Raw genomic sequence first — 18,106 nt, forward strand, 5'->3', positions numbered from 1 at the left:
CCCCCGTATTGAGGAATCCCATGGCCAGTCTTTCTTCCGTGTCCCGCTGGGACCAGACCTACGACATCGTCATCGCCGGCGCCGGGCTGGCGGGCATGTGCGCCGCGATCGAGGCGTATGACCTCAACCCCGAGCTGCGCATCCTGATCATCGAGAAGGCGCCCGAGGCCGAGACCGGCGGCAACAGCCGCGTGGCCGGGCAGTCGTTGCTGATCTCCAAGAACGCCGAGGTGCTGGCCGAGTACCAGCGCAAGATGAGCGCGGCCAACCCGATTCCCGAGGACATGCTGGTGCCGTGGTCGGAGGCGATGGTGGCGCTGGAGCCATGGATCCAGGCCCGCGCCGAGCAAGCCGGTGCGCAATACATCCACGGCACCGGTTTCAGCGATCGCGACGCCGTGTTGGAGTTCCCCGAGTTCGGTGCGCGCGAGGCGGTGTATTGCACCGCGACCATCCTGCCGATTCCCAGCGGCGTGTACCTCGCGTTCCGCGAGAACGTGCGCCTGCGCCCGGGCATCCAGGTCGCCTATGAGACCCCGCTCAAGGACCTGGTCCAGGATCCGGACACGCTGGAGGTCTACGGCGTGATTGCCGAGGTCAACGGCCAGCGCCAGGCGATCCGCGCCAACCGCGGCGTGGTGATGGCCGTCGGCGGTTTCGAGGCCAACATGGACATGCAGCGCAACTACTTCGGCCTGTCCGAGGCGCATCCGCTGGGCACCCCGCACAACACCGGCGACGGCATCAAGATCCTGCAAAAGGCCGGCGCCGACCTCTGGCACCTGCGCAACCAGGGCCAGTCGGGTGGTATCTGGCCGGGCTTCCGACCGGAGGGATTCGAGAGTGCCTTCCTGCGCACCTTCTTCTGGCAGAGCTTCAGCTGGATCGAGGTCGACGCGCTCAGCGAGCGGTTCTACAACGAGACCGCAGAACTGCAGCTCACCCATTACAAGGAAAAGAAGCACGGCCACTGGGTGGACACCCCGCACCACCGCGCCGGACCGGTGCACATGATCTTTGATGAGACCACCCGCCAGTACAACAAGCTGGTGGTGGAAGTCATGACCTGGAACCCGGTGGTCGGCGGCTACGAGTGGAGCGATGACAACAGCGCCGAGATCGCCAAGGGCTGGATCGTGCAGGCCGACACCATCGAGGAACTGGCGGCGAAGATCGGCCGCGACCCGGCCAAGCTGCGGGCCACGGTGGACCGCTACAACGCGGCCTGCGAGGCAAAGCAGGATGCCGACTTCGAGCGCAATCCCGACACCCTGTACCCGATCGCGCAAGGACCGTTCTACGCGATCAAGGTCGATCCGGTGATCGTCTGCACCGGTGGCGGCGCGCGACGCAACATCCACTCCCAGGTGCTGGACCATGACCTCAAGCCGATCCCGCGGCTGTACGAGGCCGGCGAGCTGGGCTCGATGTTCTCCGACCTCTACCAGAACGGGTCCTACCTGACCGAGGCGATGATCTCCGGACGCGCCGCCGGCAAGGGCTTGGTCGCGCTGGACGACTGGCAGGATCCCGCGGAGGTGTCGGCATGAAGGTCGTCACCCCGGCGATGAAGCTGGACGTTCGCATCAACGACGTGGTCAGCGAGGACGGCCTGCTGGTGATGAAGGGCGTGGCCGGCGTGCTGCCGTGCAACACCAGCCTGACCCCGGCCGAGTTCCGTCAGATGATGCGCATGGCGCTGCGGCCGTCGGTGCTGAAGCTGCTGTTCAAACGCTAAGCAGAAGCCCGCGCGCCGGCGCACTCAGCGCCGGTTGCGTGACAGCACCATGGAATAGGCGAAGCGTCCGGGCGGGTGTTTGCTGATGGCCAACATCAGCAAGCGCCCCGTGGCGTCGCGGTAGTGGCGGCGTACCCGCATCGCCGGCTCGCTGCTCTCCACGCCCAGCAGCTTTGCCTCGGCCGGCGACAGCGACGCGGCATCGAATACCTGCTCCACCCGTGACAATCGCGCCGCATCCAGGAAGCCGGCGACCGTCCGCGCGGAGCTGGACAGGTCGAGCAGCTCGGCGCTCGGTGTGCCCGCCCGTACCGGCACCAACATCTCGGTCACCGCAATGGGCTCGCGATTGGGTTCTTCCATCCGCACCCCGTTGAGGACGAGGTATTCCTTGCCTGCGCCGATCTCCAGCTCGCGGATCATCTCGCCGCTGGCTTTCGCCGAGTGGGTCTCGTGCACCTGCAAGCGGGTGGTGTTGCCGTATTGCATCAGCAGGTCGAGGCTGTCGATGCCATGCTCATAGCGCATCGCCTCACGCTGGGCGATGACCCGGGTGCCCGATCCGGGGCGGCGCTGGACCATCCCGGCGGCGATCAATTGGGCGAGGGCGGCGCGCGCGGTGTGCCGGCTGACCTGGTGTCGCTCGCACAGTTCCAGCTCGGTCGGCAGCAGGCTGCCCACCGGGTAGTCACCACGCTCGATGCCGGCCTGGAGCAGGTCGCCCAGCTCGGCGTAGCGGGGTTTGCTGCGCTGTTTGACGGTCATTCCTGAAGTCCTTTCAAATGTGCCATGTCAAAGCCTTTGGGTAATTTCGTGCCAGTCCCGTTCCAGGGATTCGCGATGGGCCGGGTCGGCGATCGCGATCAGGGCGCGCGCCCGTTCGTGCACGTCCAGATGTCGCAGGTCGGCCACGCCGTGCTCGGTAACCACGCAGTCGGCGTCGATCCGCGCCACGCTCACCGGGCCAGCCGGCAACATTGGCACAATTCGTGTCTGTCCTTTCGGTGTGGCGGCGGGCAAGGCGATGATTCCGCGGCCTTCGGGTGCCTGTCGTGCGCCCCTGAGGAAGTCCGGCAAACCGCCGATGCCACTGAGCTGACGACCGCCGAGGCAGTCGCCGTTGACCTGGCCCAGCAAGTCCACCGACAGCGCACTGTTGATCGCGGTCAGGCGCGGGATGGCACGCAAGACGCCATGGTCGTGGGTGTAGCCAACCTCGCGGAACTGCGCCCGTCCGGCAACGGCCTCATACAGCGCCGGGCTGCCCAGGGCGACCCCAGCGACTACGGCATCCGGCGCCGGCGCCAGAGCGCCGTCCTCGATCAACCCCAGCAGGCCATCGGACACCATCCCGGTGTGCAGGCGCAGGTCGCGCCTCCCGCGCACGGCGCGCAGCACTGCCGACTGCAACCGGCCCAGGCCCAATTGCAGGGTCGCCCGGTCCGGCACCAGGGTGGCGACCTGTTCGGCCACCGCGTCCATGGCAGGGTCCGGCGCGGGATCCGGGGCTTCCAGCAGCGGGCAGTCGTGCTCGATGGCCGCGTGGATGCGCGACCACGGGATCGAGGGGCCGTGGGTGCGCGGCATGCGGGGGTTCACGTGGGCCAGCACCTTGGTCGCCCGCGGCCAGGCGGCAGGCGTGAAGTCGGCAGCCACCCCCAGCGAGCATTGGCCGTTGTCATCCGGCGGCGCGACCTGCACGAGGGCGACGTCGAATTGCGCCGCCTCGCTCAGCCACTGCCAGGTCGCCGAATAGCTCATCGGCAGATAGTCCACGCGTCCGGCCAGCCACGACTCGCGCAGTTCGGCGCTGAGAAAGATCGTGCGTTGACGCGCGCCCGGGTGCAGGCTGGCAAAATCGAACTTGTTGACGGTCGGGATGTGCACGCCGGTGAAGCGGACGCCGTCACAGCGCTCCGGCGCCTGCTGCAGCCACGACTCGAACAACAGCGAATGGCCAGCACAACCGGGTGCATAGACCTCCGCACCGGGACGGAGATGATCGAGGAAGGAACTGGCGTCGAGCTGCGTAGGCACGGGGACTCCGGTCCGGAAAAACGGTGATGGCTGACCCGGCAGCGGCCGGGTTTGCGATGTGCGGAAACCTGATCATATGATATGTCCGGACAAAGTCCGATACCCTTGGCCGGAACGGTGAATCACGTGCGGACACATTCCACGATGCAACGAGGTGCGACTTGGTAGACGCGGCATGACAGCACGGGCCCCGAGCCTGACCGAAGCGCTGGCGACGCAACTTCTGCGGCCGGTGGACACGTCCGCGCGCCAACGCGCCGCCGCGCTGGTGGCCGACTGGTTGGGTTGCGCGCTGGGTGCGTTGCGATCCCCGCTCGCCGGTCAGCTGACCGGAGTGGTGGCCGCACTGCCCCGCGGCGACGCAACGGTACTCGGCGCCGGTCGGCGCGATCCCGCCTCCGCGCTGCTGGTCAACGGCGCGCTCGGCAACGTGCTGGAAATGGACGACGTGCACCGCGGCGCCATCCTGCACGCCGGACCGGTGGTGATCCCGGTCGCGCTGGCGGCGGCGGAAAGCGTCGGCGCCACCCCGCAGCAATTCCTGGATGCCGTGGTGCGCGGCTACGAGGCCACCATCCGCGTCGGTCGCGCGCTCGGGCGTGACCATTACCGCTACTGGCACCCGACCTCGACCGCCGGTGCGTTCGGCGCGGCCGCCGCTGCCGGCTCCGTCCTCGGCCTGGACGCTGATGCGCTGGCCGACGCGCTGGGCACTGCCGGCAGCCGGACCGGAGGTCTGTGGCAGATGCGCCACGAGCCGGTCCCGACCAAGTCGATCCACAATGCCGAAGCCGCCCGCAGCGGCTTGCTGGCCGCGCAACTCGCGGCCGCCGGCCTGCGCGGCCCGCGCCGGATCCTGGAAGGCGAGCAGGGCCTGTTTGCCGCCACCGCGCCGGATGCCCTGCCGGGCCTGGTCCTTGCCGAGGCACCGGACTGGCTCATCCACACCACCAGCCTGAAACCCTGGCCGGCCTGCCGCCACGCCCACCCGGCGATCGATGCGATGCGCGACGCCCTGCGCCAGTCCGGTGGCCTGCCGGTGGAGGCGTTCGTCAGCATCCACGTGAGCACCTACGCCGAGGCGCTGCGGTTCTGTGACCGGCCCGAGCCGACCACCGAACTGGAGGCGAAGTTCAGCCTGCAGCACGCGGTCGCCGCGATTGCCTGTCTGGGCCGTCCGGAGTTGGCCCACTACCTGCCCGAGGCGATCAACGATCCGGTGCTGCGTGCGATGCGCGAGCGGGTCACCGTGAGCGAAGACGAAGCGGCCAGCGCGCGCTTCCCGGACCATTACGGCGCCACCGTGACCGTGGCGCTGGCCGACGGCCGCCGCCTGCACGCGAGCCGCGTGGATGCCTGGGGAGACCCGGAGTGCCCGATGCCCGAAGCCGCGATCGCGTCCAAGGCGTTGGCGTTGGCGGAGTGGGGCGGTGTGCCTGCACCGGTCGCGACCCGTCTGTTCGATGCCGTGCGCGCGTTGCCGACCGCGCTCTCGCTGGAACCCCTGCAGGCCGCCCTGGCCGGGCTGGACGCATGAGCGAAGCCATGCCCCGCCTGACCGAAGCGCTCGTCGCGCACGCCGCCGACCTGCGCTACGAGGATCTCTCGCCGGACACCATCGCCGCGGCCAAGAAATTCATCATGGACGGCGTTTCGGTCGGCATCGCCGGCTCCGGCCCGCAGGTGCCGTTGAACAAGGTCGTGCGTGACAGCGCCCAGACCCTCGGCAGCGGCGGTGATAACGATGCCCGCGTCTGGGTCACCGGCGAGCGCCTGCACGCCTCCAGCGCGGCGATGGTCAACGGCTTCCAGATCCACAACCAGGAATTCGACTGCGTGCACATGCCCGCGGTCGTGCATCCGATGGCGGTGGTGCTGTCCAGTCTGCTCACCGCCGCCGAGCAGCGTGGCGGCGTGGACGGCAAGCGCCTGATTGCCGCGGTGGTGATCGCGGTCGATGTAGCCACCCTGATCGGGATCAGCGGCCGGGCGCCGATGCGCTTCTTCCGCCCGGCGATGTGCGGGGCCCTGGGCGCGGTGGCCGGGATCGCCCATTTGCACGGCGCCGACGAGGTCACTCTGCGCCGCGCGCTCGGCCTGACCTACAGCCACCTGTCCGGCACCATGCAGGCGCACGTGGAGGGCTCGCCCACGCTGGCGCTGCAGATCGCCTTCAATGCGCGCGCAGCGATCACCGCCTGGACGCTCGCCAACCACGGTTTCCCCGCGCCGCACGACTGGCTGGAAGGCCCGTTCGGCTACCTGCCACTGATTGAAGGCGCCTTCGACACCCGCCCGGCGCTGGCCGCGCTGGCCGCGGGCGATGCGCAGATCGAGCAGGTCAGCCACAAGGTGTTCCCGACCGGCGGCGCCGCGCATGCCTGTCTGGACATGCTGCGCGAACTGCGCGAGCGCGAGCACCTGCGCATCGAGGACATCGCCCGGATCGAGCTGCGTGCGCCGCCACTGGTCCGCCGGCTGGTGTCGCGGCCGTACAAGGCCGGCATGGAGACCAGCTACGCGCGCCTGTGCCTGCCCTACCTGACCGGCACGATGCTGATCGACGGCCGGGTCGGACTGGACGCGTATTCGGCCGAGGCGCTCGCCGATCCGGTGCGCGCCGAGTTCGCCAATCGCCTGCATGTCGTGCCCAACGAATGCGACGATCCCAACGCGCTGGTGCCGCAGAGTCTGGTGGTCACCACGACCGATGGTCGCGAGCTGCACAACCACCGCGATGCCGCGCTGGGTTCCCCTGAGCGCCCGCTGGACCGCGCCCAGCAACTCGACAAGTTCCACCATTGCCTGGACCACGCGGCCCGGCCTTTCGATGCGGCCCGCCGGACCGAACTGCTTACCCTCCTTGACCAGCTGGAGGCGCTCGATGATGTGCGTCGCCTGGTCGACCTTCTGATTGTTGAGGCCCCATGAAAACGACGCCGACCTATTTCGAAACCTTCGACATCAAACAGCTGCTGTCGGACTTCCCGCTGGAGCAGGACTTCACCGAGCGCTTCCGCACCATCAGCCGCGACGAGCTGTTCGCGCAGCAGGATGTGCTGTTCAAGCGCTGCGTCGCGCGCGCCTGGCAGATCCCGTTCTACCAGCGCCTGTGGGGCGCGCAGGGCATTGAACCCGGCGACATCAAGGGTCTGGCCGACATCACCAAGCTGCCGGTGTACGGCAAGCACGACATCATGGGTTCGGTGGAATCCTGTCCGCCGCTGGGCGACTTCCACGGCTGGCACGACGGCACCCCCGCCGGCGACATGCCGATGGTGTTCCACACCACCAGTGGCACCACCGGCCGCCCGCAGCCGCTGGTGTTCAGCCCGCGCAGCCGCGAGATCCAGAACCTGCTGCTGGCGCGTCTGTACCGCTGGCAGGGCATGAAGCAAGGCGACGTCGTCCACTCGGTGTACGGCCACGGCATGATCAACGGCGGCCATTACGTGCGCGAGGCGGTCAACCACTTCACCCAGGCGCTGTTCTGCTCGGCCGGTACCGGCATCGAGATGCGCTCCGCGCAGCAGGTCAAATTGATGCGTGACATGGGCGCGACCGTGATCGTCGGTTTCGCCGACTACATCAAGAAGCTGGCCGACGTGGCCCGCGAGCAGGGCCTGGAGCCCGGCAAGGACATCCCGGTGCGGATGATCTGCGGCCATCTGGGGCGCGAGTCGCGCGAGTCGCTGGCCAAGGCCTGGGGCGGGGTGGAGCTGTACGACTGGTACGGCGTCGGCGACACCGGCGCGATCGCCGGTCAGGGCCCGGATCAGGACGGCATGTACGTGATGGAGGATGCCCAGTACCTGGAGATCCTCGGCGTCGACGACGGCAAAGTCGTGGCAGAAGGCGAGACCGGCGACATGGTCGTGACCTGCCTGTACAAGGACGACATCTACCCGATCATCCGCTTCAACACCCATGACGTGACCCGCGTGCTGACCACGCCGTCGTCGCTGGGCCTGAACCTGCGCCGGATCGAGGGCTTCCTCGGCCGCAGCGACAACATGGTCAAGGTGCGCGGCATCAACGTGTTCCCGCAGGCGATGGCGCCGATCCTGGAAGAGCACTCCGGCTTTGCCGGTGAGTTCATCTGCGTGACCACCCGCGATGCCTCCGGCCGTGACGATCTGGCCGTGCACATCGAGGTCAATGGTTCGACCGACGACACCGAGCTGGCCGCGGCGTTTGCCGCGCTGCTGCGCATGCGCCTGGGCGTGGATGTGACCATCGTGCTCGCCGAGCGGGGCTCACTGGCACCGTTGACCGGGATGGAGACGCGGCAGAAGCCGATCCGCCTGATCGACAAGCGCTTCGAGTAAGCACGACGCCATGAGCCGGATCGACGCTGCCCTGCTGGGCGAGGACATGACTTCGCATCTCGCCCGGCTGGAGCGCGGCGAGCTGACCTGCCGCGACTTGGTGGAACAGCAGCTGGCCGCGATCACGGCCAGCCAGCCGGTGCTCAACAGCTACCTGGCGGTGGATGCGGAGGCCGCCCGTCGCGCCGCGGACGCGTCCGATGCGCGGCGCAAGGCCGGGACCGCACGTACCCTGGAAGGGGTGCCGGTCGCGATCAAGGACAACATCGACGCGGCCGGTTTTGCCACCACTGCCGGCATGGCGACGCGTCGTGATGCGGCCGCGGCCAGCATCGACAGTCCTTCCGTCGCGCGTCTGCGTGAGGCCGGCGCGGTCATTCTCGGCAAGCTCAACATGCACGAGGCGGCGCTGGGGGCGGACAACAACAACCCGCACTTCGGCCCCTGCCACAACCCGCACCGGCCCGGCTTCACTCCCGGCGGGTCCAGCGGTGGCAGCGGTGCTGCCGTGGCCGCCGGAGTGTGCAGCGCCGCGCTCGGAACCGACAGCATGGGCTCGGTGCGCATCCCCGCCAGCTACTGCGGCGTGGTCGGTCTCAAGCCCAGCTGGGGCGCGATCAGCACCCGCGGCACGGTCGCGCTGAGCCATCGGCTCGACCACATCGGCCCGCTGGCACGCTCGGCGCGCGACCTGCGGGTGCTGTTGCCGGTGCTGGCGGCGTTCGACCCGGCCAGCGCGCAGTCGCGGGCGATCCACTTTGCGCCGGCTTCGAGCGGACCTCTGCGGCTGGGTGTGGTGGATTTCGGTGACACCGTCGAGTGCGAGCCGGGTATCACCGAAGCGTTCGAAGCCGGGTTGCAGATTCTGCTCGGCCTCGGTCACCAGCGCGTGGATCTGCCCGCACCCGCGTTCGCGCCCGGCCATTCGCGCCGCGCCGGCCTGCTGGTCTGCGAGGCGGAAATGCTGATCGAGCACGCCGATGACTGGCAGCACCAACGCGAACGCTTTTCGCCGCTGCTGCAGAAATTGATGGCCTACGCCGAGCGCAAGTCCGCCAGTGATCTGGTCGACGCGGTGCGCGTGCTCGATCAGGCCCAGGTGCAGCTGCAGCAGTGGCTGGCCCAGTGCGATGTGCTGGTGATGCCGACCACCCCGCAGCGCGCTTTCAGCTTTGACACCGCCACGCCGGCCAATCAGGCTGACCTGACCGGCTATGCCAACTTCGCCGGCAATCCGGCGCTGTCGGTGCCGCTGGCGGTGGCCGACGGTGAACTGCCGCTGGGCCTGCAGCTGGTCGGCGCTATCGGTGATGAAATGCAACTGATCGCACTCGCCGAAGCGTTCCAGCAGACGATTGGCTGGCAGCCCTCCCTCCCGCAAGCCTGCAACGACTGGTGGCCGCAATGAAACCTCTTGATGGCGTGCGCGTACTGGACCTCTCGCGCATCCTCGCCGGCCCGTGGGCCACCCAGGTGCTGGCCGATTTCGGCGCCGACGTGATCAAGGTCGAGCGTCCCGAAGGCGGCGACGACACCCGCGGCTGGGGTCCGCCGTGGCTGCACGACGCGGACGGCGTGCCGACCGCGGAGTCCGCCTATTACCTGTGTGCCAACCGCGGCAAGCGCTCCGTGGCGATCGACTTCACCGGTGAGCAGGGTCAGGCGCTCATCCGCGAGATGGCCCGGCACTGCGACGTGCTGGTGGAGAACTACAAGGTCGGCGGTCTGGCCAAATACGGCCTCGACTACGCCAGCCTGAAGGCGATCAATCCCAAGCTGGTGTACTGCTCGATCACCGGCTACGGCCAGACCGGCCCCTACGCCAAGCGCGCCGGCTACGACGCCGCGATCCAGGCGATCGGCGGGCTGATGAGCATCACCGGCGAGCCGGAAGGCACCCCCGGCGGGGTACCGCAGAAAGTCGGCGTCGCCGCGACCGACCTGATGACGGGCATGTACGCGGTGTCGGCGATCCTCGCCGCGTTGCGTCACGCCGAGCGCCACGGCGAAGGTCAGCACATCGATCTGGCCCTGCTCGACACCCAGGTCGCCTGGTTGGCCAACCAGGCGTCGAACTACCTGGTCGGCGGCGTGGTGCCGCAGCGTCAGGGCACCGCGCATCCCAACATCGTCCCCTACCAGGTGATGCCGACCGCGGACGGCTACTTCATGCTCGCGGTCGGCAACGACGGCCAGTTCGCGCGCTTTTGCGAGGTCCTCGGTGATCCCGAACTGGCGAGCGATCCGCGCTACACCACCAACGCCGCGCGGGTCGCCAACCGCGACCGGCTGGTGCCGTATCTGGAGCAGCGTCTGGCGACCCGGCCGAGCGCGCACTGGCTGGCGGAGCTGGAGCGCGCCACCGTGCCGTGTGCGCCGGTCAACCGCATCGACCAGGTGTTCGATGACCCACAGGTGCAGGCGCGCGGCATGCGTATCGAGCTACCGCATCCGACCGCAGGCCACGTGCCCGGCGTCGCCAACCCGGTGCATTTCTCCGCCACCCCGGTCCAGTACACCCACGCCGCGCCCGGGCTGGGCGAGCACACCGGCGCCGTGCTGGGCGAGCTCCTGGGGCTGGATGCCGACGCACTGGCCGCGCTGGAAGCGTCCGGCGTGGTCGCGCTGCCTGCAGTGAAGACCGCCACCGCCAGCAACGACTGACCGCCACCCGACATCACCTGGGAGCACTACGAAATCAACGCCCCGATCGCCGATGAGGTGTTTGTGCTTTCCGGCCAAGGCGACGAAGCGCCGGTTGCAGGCGGCAGCCGTTGAGCGCGGGCGGATCGGAGGGTCCGGCGGCGCTCGCTTCGGCCGGCAACACCACCTTCCGTGCGGTCACCGCAGCGGTGGCCGGCACGGTGTTCGAGTGGTTCGATTTCTTCCTGTACGGCAGCCTGGTGGCGGTGTTCGGCCGGCTGTTTTTCCCGCCGGGGCACGAGACCGCCGGCCTGCTGGCAGCGCTTGCGGTGTTTGGTGCCGGCTGGGTGGTCCGACCGCTGGGCGCGTTGTTATTCGGCCGCCTGGGTGACCGGATCGGCCGTCGACCGACCTTCCTGATCACCATCGTGCTGATGGGCGGTGCGACGGTCGGCATCGGCCTGCTGCCGACCTACGCCAGTGCCGGACTGCTCGCCCCGATCCTGCTGGTGTCCTTGCGGCTGGCGCAGGGCCTGGCGGTCGGTGGCGAGTTCGGCGGCGCGGCGATCTATGTTGCCGAGCATTCCCCGGCGCGCCACCGCGGCCTCAACACCAGTCTGGTGATGGGCACCGGCACGGTCGGCCTGCTGCTGGCGCTGGTGGCGATCATGCTCACCCGTGGGTTGCTTGGCGACGTGGCGTTCGAAGCGTGGGGCTGGCGACTGCCGTTCCTGGCCTCGGTCCTGTTGTTGGCGCTGTCGGTGTACATGCGCATGCATCTGGGCGAGTCGCCGATGTTCGAGAAGCTGCAGGCCGAGGGCGAGCTCGCCCACGCCCCGCTGAAAGAGGCGTTCACCACCCCGGCGCACGTCAAATCGATGCTGCTCGCGCTGATCACCCTGACCGCGGCCCAGGGCGTGGTGTGGAACGCCGGCACCTATTTCCCGCTGGTGTTCCTGCAATCCCCGCTTGGGCTGGATGTCGGCGTCGCGGCGGAGCTGATGGCCTGTGCGTTGCTGCTTGGCGCGCCGCTGTTCCCGTTGGCCGGCTGGTTGTCAGACCGTTATGGCCGTCGCCCGGTGGTGATCACCGGCTTCGCGCTGTCCGCGCTGACCTTGCTGCCGACCTTCCGGATGCTCGCCGCGGCGGTGCAGCCGGAACTCGAGTTCTTCACCGCGCTGGCCTTGATCTGGACCCTGGCGATCCCGGTCGCGCTGGTCTGCGGCCCGGCGCCGGCCTATCTGGTCGAGCTGTTCCCGACCCGCATCCGCTACAGCGCGATCGGCCTGCCGTACCACATCGGCAACGGCTGGTTCGGCGGCTTCATGCCGTTCGCCACCATGGCCCTGAGCGTGCACTTCGGCAGCCAGTTCGCCGGCCTGTATTACCCGATCACGATGGCCATCATCTGCGGGCTATGCGCACTGTTCCTGATGCCGGAAACGAAGGATCGGGACATTTCGTTGTAGTGTCGCTGCAACGCTCACCGGAACAGATCATGGACGATCCAAAGCCCCGCCCCTTTCTCGACTTTTTGACCTGCCTGGCGCTGGTGTTGCTGCTGTCGTTCGCTGGGCTGGTCGGTTACTACTCGGCGGCCTGCAGTGACCGCAGCGGCGCGGTCGGCATGGCCATGATGGTCATGCTGTTCGGCGCGTTCGCCGCCCCGGCGACCGCCATCGTCGCGGCGAGTGGCGGCGTGGTGGTCGCGTTTATCGGCTCGGTCTTTTTACGGCCGGCCGAGTCGATGGCGCGCTTCGGCGCCACCTGTCTGGCGGGCGGCGCGCTGGCCTTGGGCAGCCTGATAGTGATTGCGAAGATCGCCGATGCAGCCGATGCCTACGCAAGGTGCAGCATCGGCTTCTGAGCGCCGCGCCGGACGGTCAGCGCTCGTATTGCTGCCCCTGCGACAGCAGCTCGGGCCGGTTTTAGGCGATCGATGCGCCAGACAGGTACAGCGCCTCGAACCCGGTCTGCTGGGCGATCAGCGCGGTGAACGCATCTTAGATGCCGGGCACCAGCACCGAAGTGGGCTGTTGCAGGCGTTGTTTGAAGGGGGTTCTCCTGGTTCCGGGCACACGGAATCAGGAGGGAATGCGGTCACCGGCGACGACCAGCTGCACATGCTCGCCAGCAGGGCCGATCAGGCCCACGTGGCGCTCGGTAGCCGTGTGGACATCGGCAATCTGTGTCCAGCCGGCCGCCGCCAGCCCGTCCGGCAGTGCCGGCAGGCGCAGCGCGATGCTGTGCTGTCCGGCGTAGCGCTCGCCCGCGGTCAGCACGCTGGCGGCATCGGTCTGCGGCAGTGGCACTTCGTCGATCTCGACCAGAGACTGCCCCGGCAACGGCACCGCCGCGACTGGGTAACGGCTGGCGAGGTCCTTGCCGAACGCGTCGTTCAGTACGGTGATTTTCGTCTCGAACGCCCAGCCGGGGTGGTCGGCCAGCGCGGCCCACGCTGCTTGCGAGGCGTCGCGGTCCGGGGTGGCCATCACACCGATGAAGGTGTGGGACACGCGCTCATCGCTCATCGGCAGGTCGAAAGGCGGTACCGCTTCCTTGATGCTGGTGAGGTAGAGCATTTCCCCACAGGGTCCCAGTACCTGGCTGGCGCGGATCGCCGGGCTCAGTTCCAGGTCGGCGGGCGGGCGCAGTACGCGGAAGGGCGGATGCAGGTCGGCGACCAGCGCATCGACATCGGCCACCAGCACCTCCAGTGACAGCCAGCCGTGCCGGAACATCGGCTCCAGCGGTCTCGCGTGCGGGTCTTCGACCAAACGGAGAATGCACTCGCCGGCCGGGTTGGCGAGCCAGGCGACGGGCGCGCCGGCAAGGTCGGCAGCTCCCAGGACCGCGGCAAGCTCAGCGCCAAGCGACTCGCGGGCGGCGACAGTCAGGCCCAGTTGTTCGCGGTATGCAGCGCACGCGGCATCCAGGTCCGGCGCGATCAGGGTGACATGGAGGATGCCGTTACCACGGAACTTCAGCGTGGACGGGTCAACGACACTCAAGCCGGATCACCGGAAGTCCCGTCCGCGCCGGAAGCCGCGGATTTCGCGTCAGCTGCCAGTTTGCGCGCCAGCCACGGCATCAGGCCGCCGACGTTGACGATGTCCATCAGCTCCGGCGGAATGCTCTCGCACCGGTACTGCTTGCCGCTGGTGTGGTTGATCACCAGGCCGTCCTGCGGGCGCACTTCCAGATCGTCGCCGCGCTCGGCCTGCAGATCGGGGCAGGTGAGTGCGGGCAGACCGAAGTTCAGCGCGTTACGGTAGAAGATGCGGGCGAAGGAGGTGGCAACAATCGCGCCCACCCCCAGCACCACGAGCGATTGCACCGCCTGCTCGCGCGAGGAGCCGATGCCGAAGGATTTGCCGCCCACCACGATGTCGCCGCGCTGCACGGCGCCGGCAAAGTCGGGGTCGATGGCTTCCAGGCAGTGGCTGGCCAGCACCTCGGGGGACTCGCGCATGTACGGGCCCGGGGCCAGCAGGTCGGTGTCGATGTTGTCGCCGAACACGAATGCCCGGCCGCGCCGACTCAGGGCGGAATCGACGTCGGGGGTGCTCTGCTCGCTCATGGAATCCTCCGTGGCCGGTTTGGCGTTACCAGCGGTCACGCCGGTTCCGCCAACAGTTCGCGCGGGTCGCAGATGTAGCCCTTCACCGCGCCGGCGGCGACGCTGTACGGCGAGCCCAGGTAGACCTGCGCCTTCGACGAGCCCATGCGGCCCTTGAAGTTGCGCGCGGTGGTGGACAGGCCGACTTCGCCGTCCGCGTACATGCCCGCGCCCATTCCGGCGCAGGCCCCGCAGCCGGTCGGCAGCATGATGGCCCCGGCTTCGGTGAGGATTTCCAGAGTGCCGTCGGCGGCGGCCGCGCGGGTCATCGCCACTGACGCCGGGGCGATCAGCAGGCGCGTATTGCTGGCGATCTTGCGGCCCTTGAGCACTTCCGCGGCCATGTGCAGGTCGGACAGTTTGGCCCCGGTGCAGGCACCGATATAGCCCTGGTCGATGTGGACCGGCTCGTACTCGGTCACCGCCCGGCTGTTGGCCGGACTGTGCGGCGCGGCGATCTGCGGTGCCAGGGTCGCGGCGTCGTAGTGGTGTTCAGCCAGGCACGCCGCGTCGGGATCGCTCTGCCAGCGCGCGATGTCGCCGCTGTACGGGCGGCCGGCTTGGGCCAGTGCGGCCAGTGTCTTCTCGTCGGCGGCGACCATGCCGGTCTCCGCGCCCAACTCGGCCGACATGTTGCACAACACCATGCGCTCGGACATCGACATGGCGCGTACCGCCGCGCCACCGTATTCGAACGCCTGGTTCTCGTTGCCCATGCCGAGCGTGGCGCACAGGTACAGCATGATGTCCTTGGCACTGACGCCCTTGCCGAGCGCGCCGTCCCAGTTCACCCGCACGGTCTGCGGCACCTTCAGCCACAGCTCGCCGGTAACCAGCGCCCCGGTGATGTCGGTCGCGCCGACACCCATCATGAATGCGCCGTACGCGCCGCCGCTGGGCGAGTGCGAGTCGCCGCCGACACAGAACATGCCCGGCTGCACATGGCCGCCTTCCTGCAGCACCACATGGCAGATGCCCAGCATGTCGTAATGCCGGACCCCCGCTTGCTGGGCCCAGCGCCGCGTAAGCGCCAGGATCTCCGCACTTTCCAGGTCCGTGGCGGGGACGAAGTGGTCACTGACGACCACCACCTTCTCCGGATCCCAGACCTTCGCGCCGAGTTGTTCCAGCCGCGAGGCAACCCGTCGTGGGCCGCCGGAGTCATGCATCATCAGCAGATCCAGCGACGCGGTGACGATCTCGCCGGGGCGCACGCTGTCGCGGTGACAGGCGTGGGCGATGATCTTTTCAGCAAGGGTCAATGACAAACGGTGTTCTCCCGGAATGCTCGGTCCGTTTGTGGCAGGACCCCGGCCCGATGTGACGCGGTTAATATGACCTAATGATATGACTTTAGTGCTTTATCCGCGAGGGCGCTAAAAGACGCCCTTGGTACTGCCCAGCACAGCGGCGATGACCAGCGCGATCCAGATCACCCAGACGGGGATCTTCACCATCGCCATCAGATGTTTCAGCGCCGCGTCGTCGGCAGGTGTCGCGCTGCCGTCGGCGACCTTGGCCAGCATCGGGCCGAACGGCTTGAGCTGGACCCGGATCAGCAGACCCATCGCGATCGACAGGGCCATCATCGCGATCTTGATCCCCAGCCACGGCGCGGGGGTGATCAGGCCGCCTGCGCGCGTGGCATCGATCGCCAACCACACGCCTGCGGCCACCACCAGGACCCGGAACACGAAGTCGACCTGGCCCAGCCGGCGGCCCCATGCGCTGTTGCCCAGCTGGTGCACCGTCCAGGTCAGCGCGAGCCACGCCAGGCTCACCACCCACGCCAGCGGCAACCACCGCTCCAGCGAAGGCATCAGGCCGATGCCGGTGGTGAGGGTGAGGCCGATCGCCGCGGTCAGCACCAGCGCGGTACGCGGCACCATGTCCAGGATCAGCATCGCCTTGGTGGCGAACATGCGCACCGGCGTCGGGGTTTTGGGATCGACGATGAACCCGCTCAGGTAGTACACCGCCAGATCGGTACCCAGCCAATAGCCGATCACAAGAATGTGCGCGGCCGACCACAATCCGTTAGTCATCAATGCAGGCCCTCAGAACGCTTTGGCGGCGCCGATCAGGCATACCGTGGAGATGCCGATCCAGTAGAAGTAGGCCAGCCCGCGACCGATTCTGATCGAGCGCTCCAGCGTGGCTTCCACTGCGGCGTCCGGTGCCTGCTCCAGCTTGCGGAACATCACCGTCCACTCGCGCATGATGAAACGCAGTTTCAGGCCGATCACCAGCAGGCCCGAATAGATCAGGATCTTGGTCGCGTACCAGTTCGGGCCGTCCTCGCCACCGGCGAACGGGCCATGGCCCATCAGCGAGGAGATCGCGCAGATCGCCAGCAGCGGGATCAGGATGAATCGCACCCCTTCATCGATCCGTGTCAGCAGGATGCCCGTGTCGGTGTCGCGCTTGACGAACGCCGCCCAGCACAGCGCGAGCCAGGACAGGCCGAGGATCCAGAACAGCACCAGCCAGCCGCCATTGAGCGGGTTGACGTTCCACAAGGTGCCCATGTGCAGGCCCAGCGGCAGGAGCAGGATGATGCCGGTACGCGCCAGGATGTCGATGCGGTACGCGGTCTCCATGTGGCGGCGGCGTTCGGCCAGCGGCAGCGACCGGTTGATCACCTGGTAGCTGGACTGGAACACGCCCCATTCGCCTCCCAGCCAATAGACCATGGCCAGGATGTGGAACCATTTGAGCAGGATGATGGTGTGGAACATGCGGCGGTCTCCCCGGGAGTTGGTACGGTTGGCGTAGTGCGGCTGACAGCCGTGGCTGCGGAATCAGTCTTGCCTGGTCGGTGGCGCTGGAGCAGCGAGGCGAAGCCTCAGTACGGCGGTTCCAGCGGTGGTGGTGCTTGGGCGATGTCCTCCAGCTCCGGCGGCAGCACCGGCTGGTAGGCCTGCTTGTAGTCGAAGTGGTGCTGGTCGCTGCTCCAGTGGTTGACGTGCGCGCCACCCACAAAGCGGATCAGGCTCAGCGAGCCGCTGCGCGAGCCATACGGCCCGTGCGGGATGCCCGGCGGACGCCAGAAATACGAACCCGGCCGCATCGTGCCGTACTCGCCGGTCAGGTCGCCGGCAATCAGGAACGCCTCTTCGGGCGTCGGGTGATGCTCCTTGGGCCCACGCCAGTTGGTCGGGTGGGTCTGCGGCGCGGTCATGAACAGGAAGGTCTTCTGTTGCGTGATCGGGTCGATGCGCAGGATCTTGCGGCCGCACGCTAGGTGGTTGAGCCGGTAATCGAGGACGCTGCGGTCCCACACCATGCGGTAGGTGTCGACGAACGGGATCGCCGGCGCGCGGTCGTCGGGGGCCGGCTCGTCGCTGGCCATCAGGCGCGGACGGCTGTCGAAGAAGCGCAGGATCACCGCGCCTTCCGAGGAGTACGCACCGGCGCGGGGGTGGCCGGCCGGGTAGAAGCCGTAACAGCCCTCGGCGTACTCGTAGCCGTTGAGGTAATAGCAGCCCGACAGGACGTAAAACTCTTCGTCGGCGGCGATCCGGCTGCCCTGCTCGAAATGCAGGCCCGGATCCATCTTCGACAGCAGCGTGCAGGCGCCGGTCTCGTCATCCACGCTCAGGGTGCGGGTCCACGCGCCCGGCAACAGCTCCTCGGGTTCCCAGGGCAGGGACTGGTTTTGCAGGAACTCGATTTGGGGCCGGGCCATGGGGACTCCTTGTGACGGGTGGATCAGCGCAAGCGCAGGCAGCGCGGGCGCAA

17 protein-coding genes are annotated in these 18,106 nt (G+C 68.0%); 9 read left to right on the forward strand and 8 right to left on the reverse strand.

The genetic code is table 11. The features are described from left to right. Nucleotides 1–20 precede the first annotated feature (20 nt). Both KZ491_RS12380 and KZ491_RS12385 read left to right on the forward strand, forming a co-directional pair. The gene (locus KZ491_RS12380; protein WP_222566157.1) at nucleotides 21–1,550 is read left to right on the forward strand and encodes an FAD-dependent oxidoreductase; all 1,530 of its coding nucleotides are present in this window, start codon (nucleotides 21–23) and stop codon (nucleotides 1,548–1,550) included. Next, nucleotides 1,547–1,738, forward strand: coding sequence for a hypothetical protein (locus tag KZ491_RS12385; protein ID WP_222566158.1), 192 nt, complete (start codon nucleotides 1,547–1,549; stop codon nucleotides 1,736–1,738). The genes KZ491_RS12380 and KZ491_RS12385 overlap by 4 nt, the downstream gene beginning before the upstream one ends. A gap of 24 nt (nucleotides 1,739–1,762) precedes the next feature. On the opposite strand, the gene KZ491_RS12390 is transcribed toward KZ491_RS12385, so the two are convergent. Together KZ491_RS12390 and KZ491_RS12395 are read right to left on the reverse strand one after the other, a co-directional pair. Continuing rightward, on the reverse strand, nucleotides 1,763–2,503 hold the full coding sequence (locus KZ491_RS12390; protein WP_222566159.1) for a GntR family transcriptional regulator: 741 nt from the start codon (nucleotides 2,501–2,503) through the stop codon (nucleotides 1,763–1,765). Between the two features lie 27 nt (nucleotides 2,504–2,530). Continuing rightward, a complete protein-coding gene (locus KZ491_RS12395) occupies nucleotides 2,531–3,775 on the reverse strand; it encodes an acetyl-CoA hydrolase/transferase family protein (protein ID WP_222566160.1) in 1,245 nt (414 codons plus the stop codon). Between the two features lie 175 nt (nucleotides 3,776–3,950). Between KZ491_RS12395 and KZ491_RS12400 the strand changes: the two genes are divergently transcribed. The 7 genes from KZ491_RS12400 (at nucleotide 3,951) to KZ491_RS12430 (ending at nucleotide 12,613) form a co-directional block, all read left to right on the forward strand. Further along, on the forward strand, nucleotides 3,951–5,312 hold the full coding sequence (locus KZ491_RS12400) for an MmgE/PrpD family protein (RefSeq protein WP_222566161.1): 1,362 nt from the start codon (nucleotides 3,951–3,953) through the stop codon (nucleotides 5,310–5,312). 8 nt (nucleotides 5,313–5,320) lie between these two features. Then, nucleotides 5,321–6,706, forward strand: a complete 1,386-nt coding sequence (locus KZ491_RS12405; RefSeq protein ID WP_222566162.1) for an MmgE/PrpD family protein — start codon at nucleotides 5,321–5,323, stop codon at nucleotides 6,704–6,706. Next, nucleotides 6,703–8,103, forward strand: a complete 1,401-nt coding sequence (locus tag KZ491_RS12410; RefSeq protein ID WP_222566163.1) for a phenylacetate--CoA ligase family protein — start codon at nucleotides 6,703–6,705, stop codon at nucleotides 8,101–8,103. Before KZ491_RS12405 ends, KZ491_RS12410 begins: the two co-directional genes overlap by 4 nt. Before the next feature lie 10 nt (nucleotides 8,104–8,113). Continuing rightward, a complete protein-coding gene (locus KZ491_RS12415; RefSeq protein ID WP_222566164.1) occupies nucleotides 8,114–9,511 on the forward strand; it encodes an amidase in 1,398 nt (465 codons plus the stop codon). Beyond that, on the forward strand, nucleotides 9,508–10,767 hold the full coding sequence (locus tag KZ491_RS12420) for a CaiB/BaiF CoA transferase family protein (RefSeq protein WP_222566165.1): 1,260 nt from the start codon (nucleotides 9,508–9,510) through the stop codon (nucleotides 10,765–10,767). Before KZ491_RS12415 ends, KZ491_RS12420 begins: the two co-directional genes overlap by 4 nt. Before the next feature lie 110 nt (nucleotides 10,768–10,877). Beyond that, nucleotides 10,878–12,215 carry an MFS transporter gene (locus tag KZ491_RS12425; protein ID WP_222566166.1) on the forward strand — a complete coding sequence of 446 codons (1,338 nt, stop codon included), beginning with the start codon at nucleotides 10,878–10,880 and terminating at the stop codon, nucleotides 12,213–12,215. A 29-nt stretch (nucleotides 12,216–12,244) separates the two neighbouring features. Further along, nucleotides 12,245–12,613 carry a hypothetical protein gene (locus KZ491_RS12430; RefSeq protein WP_222566167.1) on the forward strand — a complete coding sequence of 123 codons (369 nt, stop codon included), beginning with the start codon at nucleotides 12,245–12,247 and terminating at the stop codon, nucleotides 12,611–12,613. Nucleotides 12,614–12,830: 217 nt separating this feature from the next. Here KZ491_RS12430 and KZ491_RS12435 read toward each other — a convergent pair whose 3' ends face one another. The 6 genes from KZ491_RS12435 to KZ491_RS12460 all read right to left on the reverse strand — a co-directional run bounded on the left by KZ491_RS12435 (nucleotide 12,831) and on the right by KZ491_RS12460 (nucleotide 18,053). Next, nucleotides 12,831–13,757, reverse strand: a complete 927-nt coding sequence (locus tag KZ491_RS12435; RefSeq protein WP_222566168.1) for a VOC family protein — start codon at nucleotides 13,755–13,757, stop codon at nucleotides 12,831–12,833. Next, complete coding sequence (locus KZ491_RS12440; RefSeq protein WP_222566169.1) at nucleotides 13,754–14,326, reverse strand: LeuD/DmdB family oxidoreductase small subunit; 573 nt, start codon at nucleotides 14,324–14,326, stop codon at nucleotides 13,754–13,756. The genes KZ491_RS12435 and KZ491_RS12440 overlap by 4 nt, the downstream gene beginning before the upstream one ends. A gap of 35 nt (nucleotides 14,327–14,361) precedes the next feature. Beyond that, the gene (locus tag KZ491_RS12445) at nucleotides 14,362–15,627 is read right to left on the reverse strand and encodes a 3-isopropylmalate dehydratase large subunit (RefSeq protein WP_222566170.1); all 1,266 of its coding nucleotides are present in this window, start codon (nucleotides 15,625–15,627) and stop codon (nucleotides 14,362–14,364) included. Between the two features lie 114 nt (nucleotides 15,628–15,741). Then, nucleotides 15,742–16,410 (reverse strand): hypothetical protein, encoded by a 669-nt coding sequence (locus tag KZ491_RS12450; RefSeq protein WP_222566171.1) that lies wholly within the window; start codon nucleotides 16,408–16,410, stop codon nucleotides 15,742–15,744. 12 nt (nucleotides 16,411–16,422) lie between these two features. After that, nucleotides 16,423–17,103, reverse strand: a complete 681-nt coding sequence (locus KZ491_RS12455) for a hypothetical protein (RefSeq protein WP_222566172.1) — start codon at nucleotides 17,101–17,103, stop codon at nucleotides 16,423–16,425. A 107-nt stretch (nucleotides 17,104–17,210) separates the two neighbouring features. Continuing rightward, entirely contained in the window at nucleotides 17,211–18,053 is an 843-nt protein-coding gene (locus tag KZ491_RS12460; protein ID WP_222566173.1) for a cupin domain-containing protein, read from the reverse strand. Between the last annotated feature and the right edge of the window lie 53 nt (nucleotides 18,054–18,106).

The sequence above is a fragment of the Novilysobacter antarcticus genome, from assembly GCF_019802285.1.
Taxonomy (GTDB): Bacteria; Pseudomonadota; Gammaproteobacteria; order Xanthomonadales; family Xanthomonadaceae; genus Novilysobacter; species Novilysobacter antarcticus.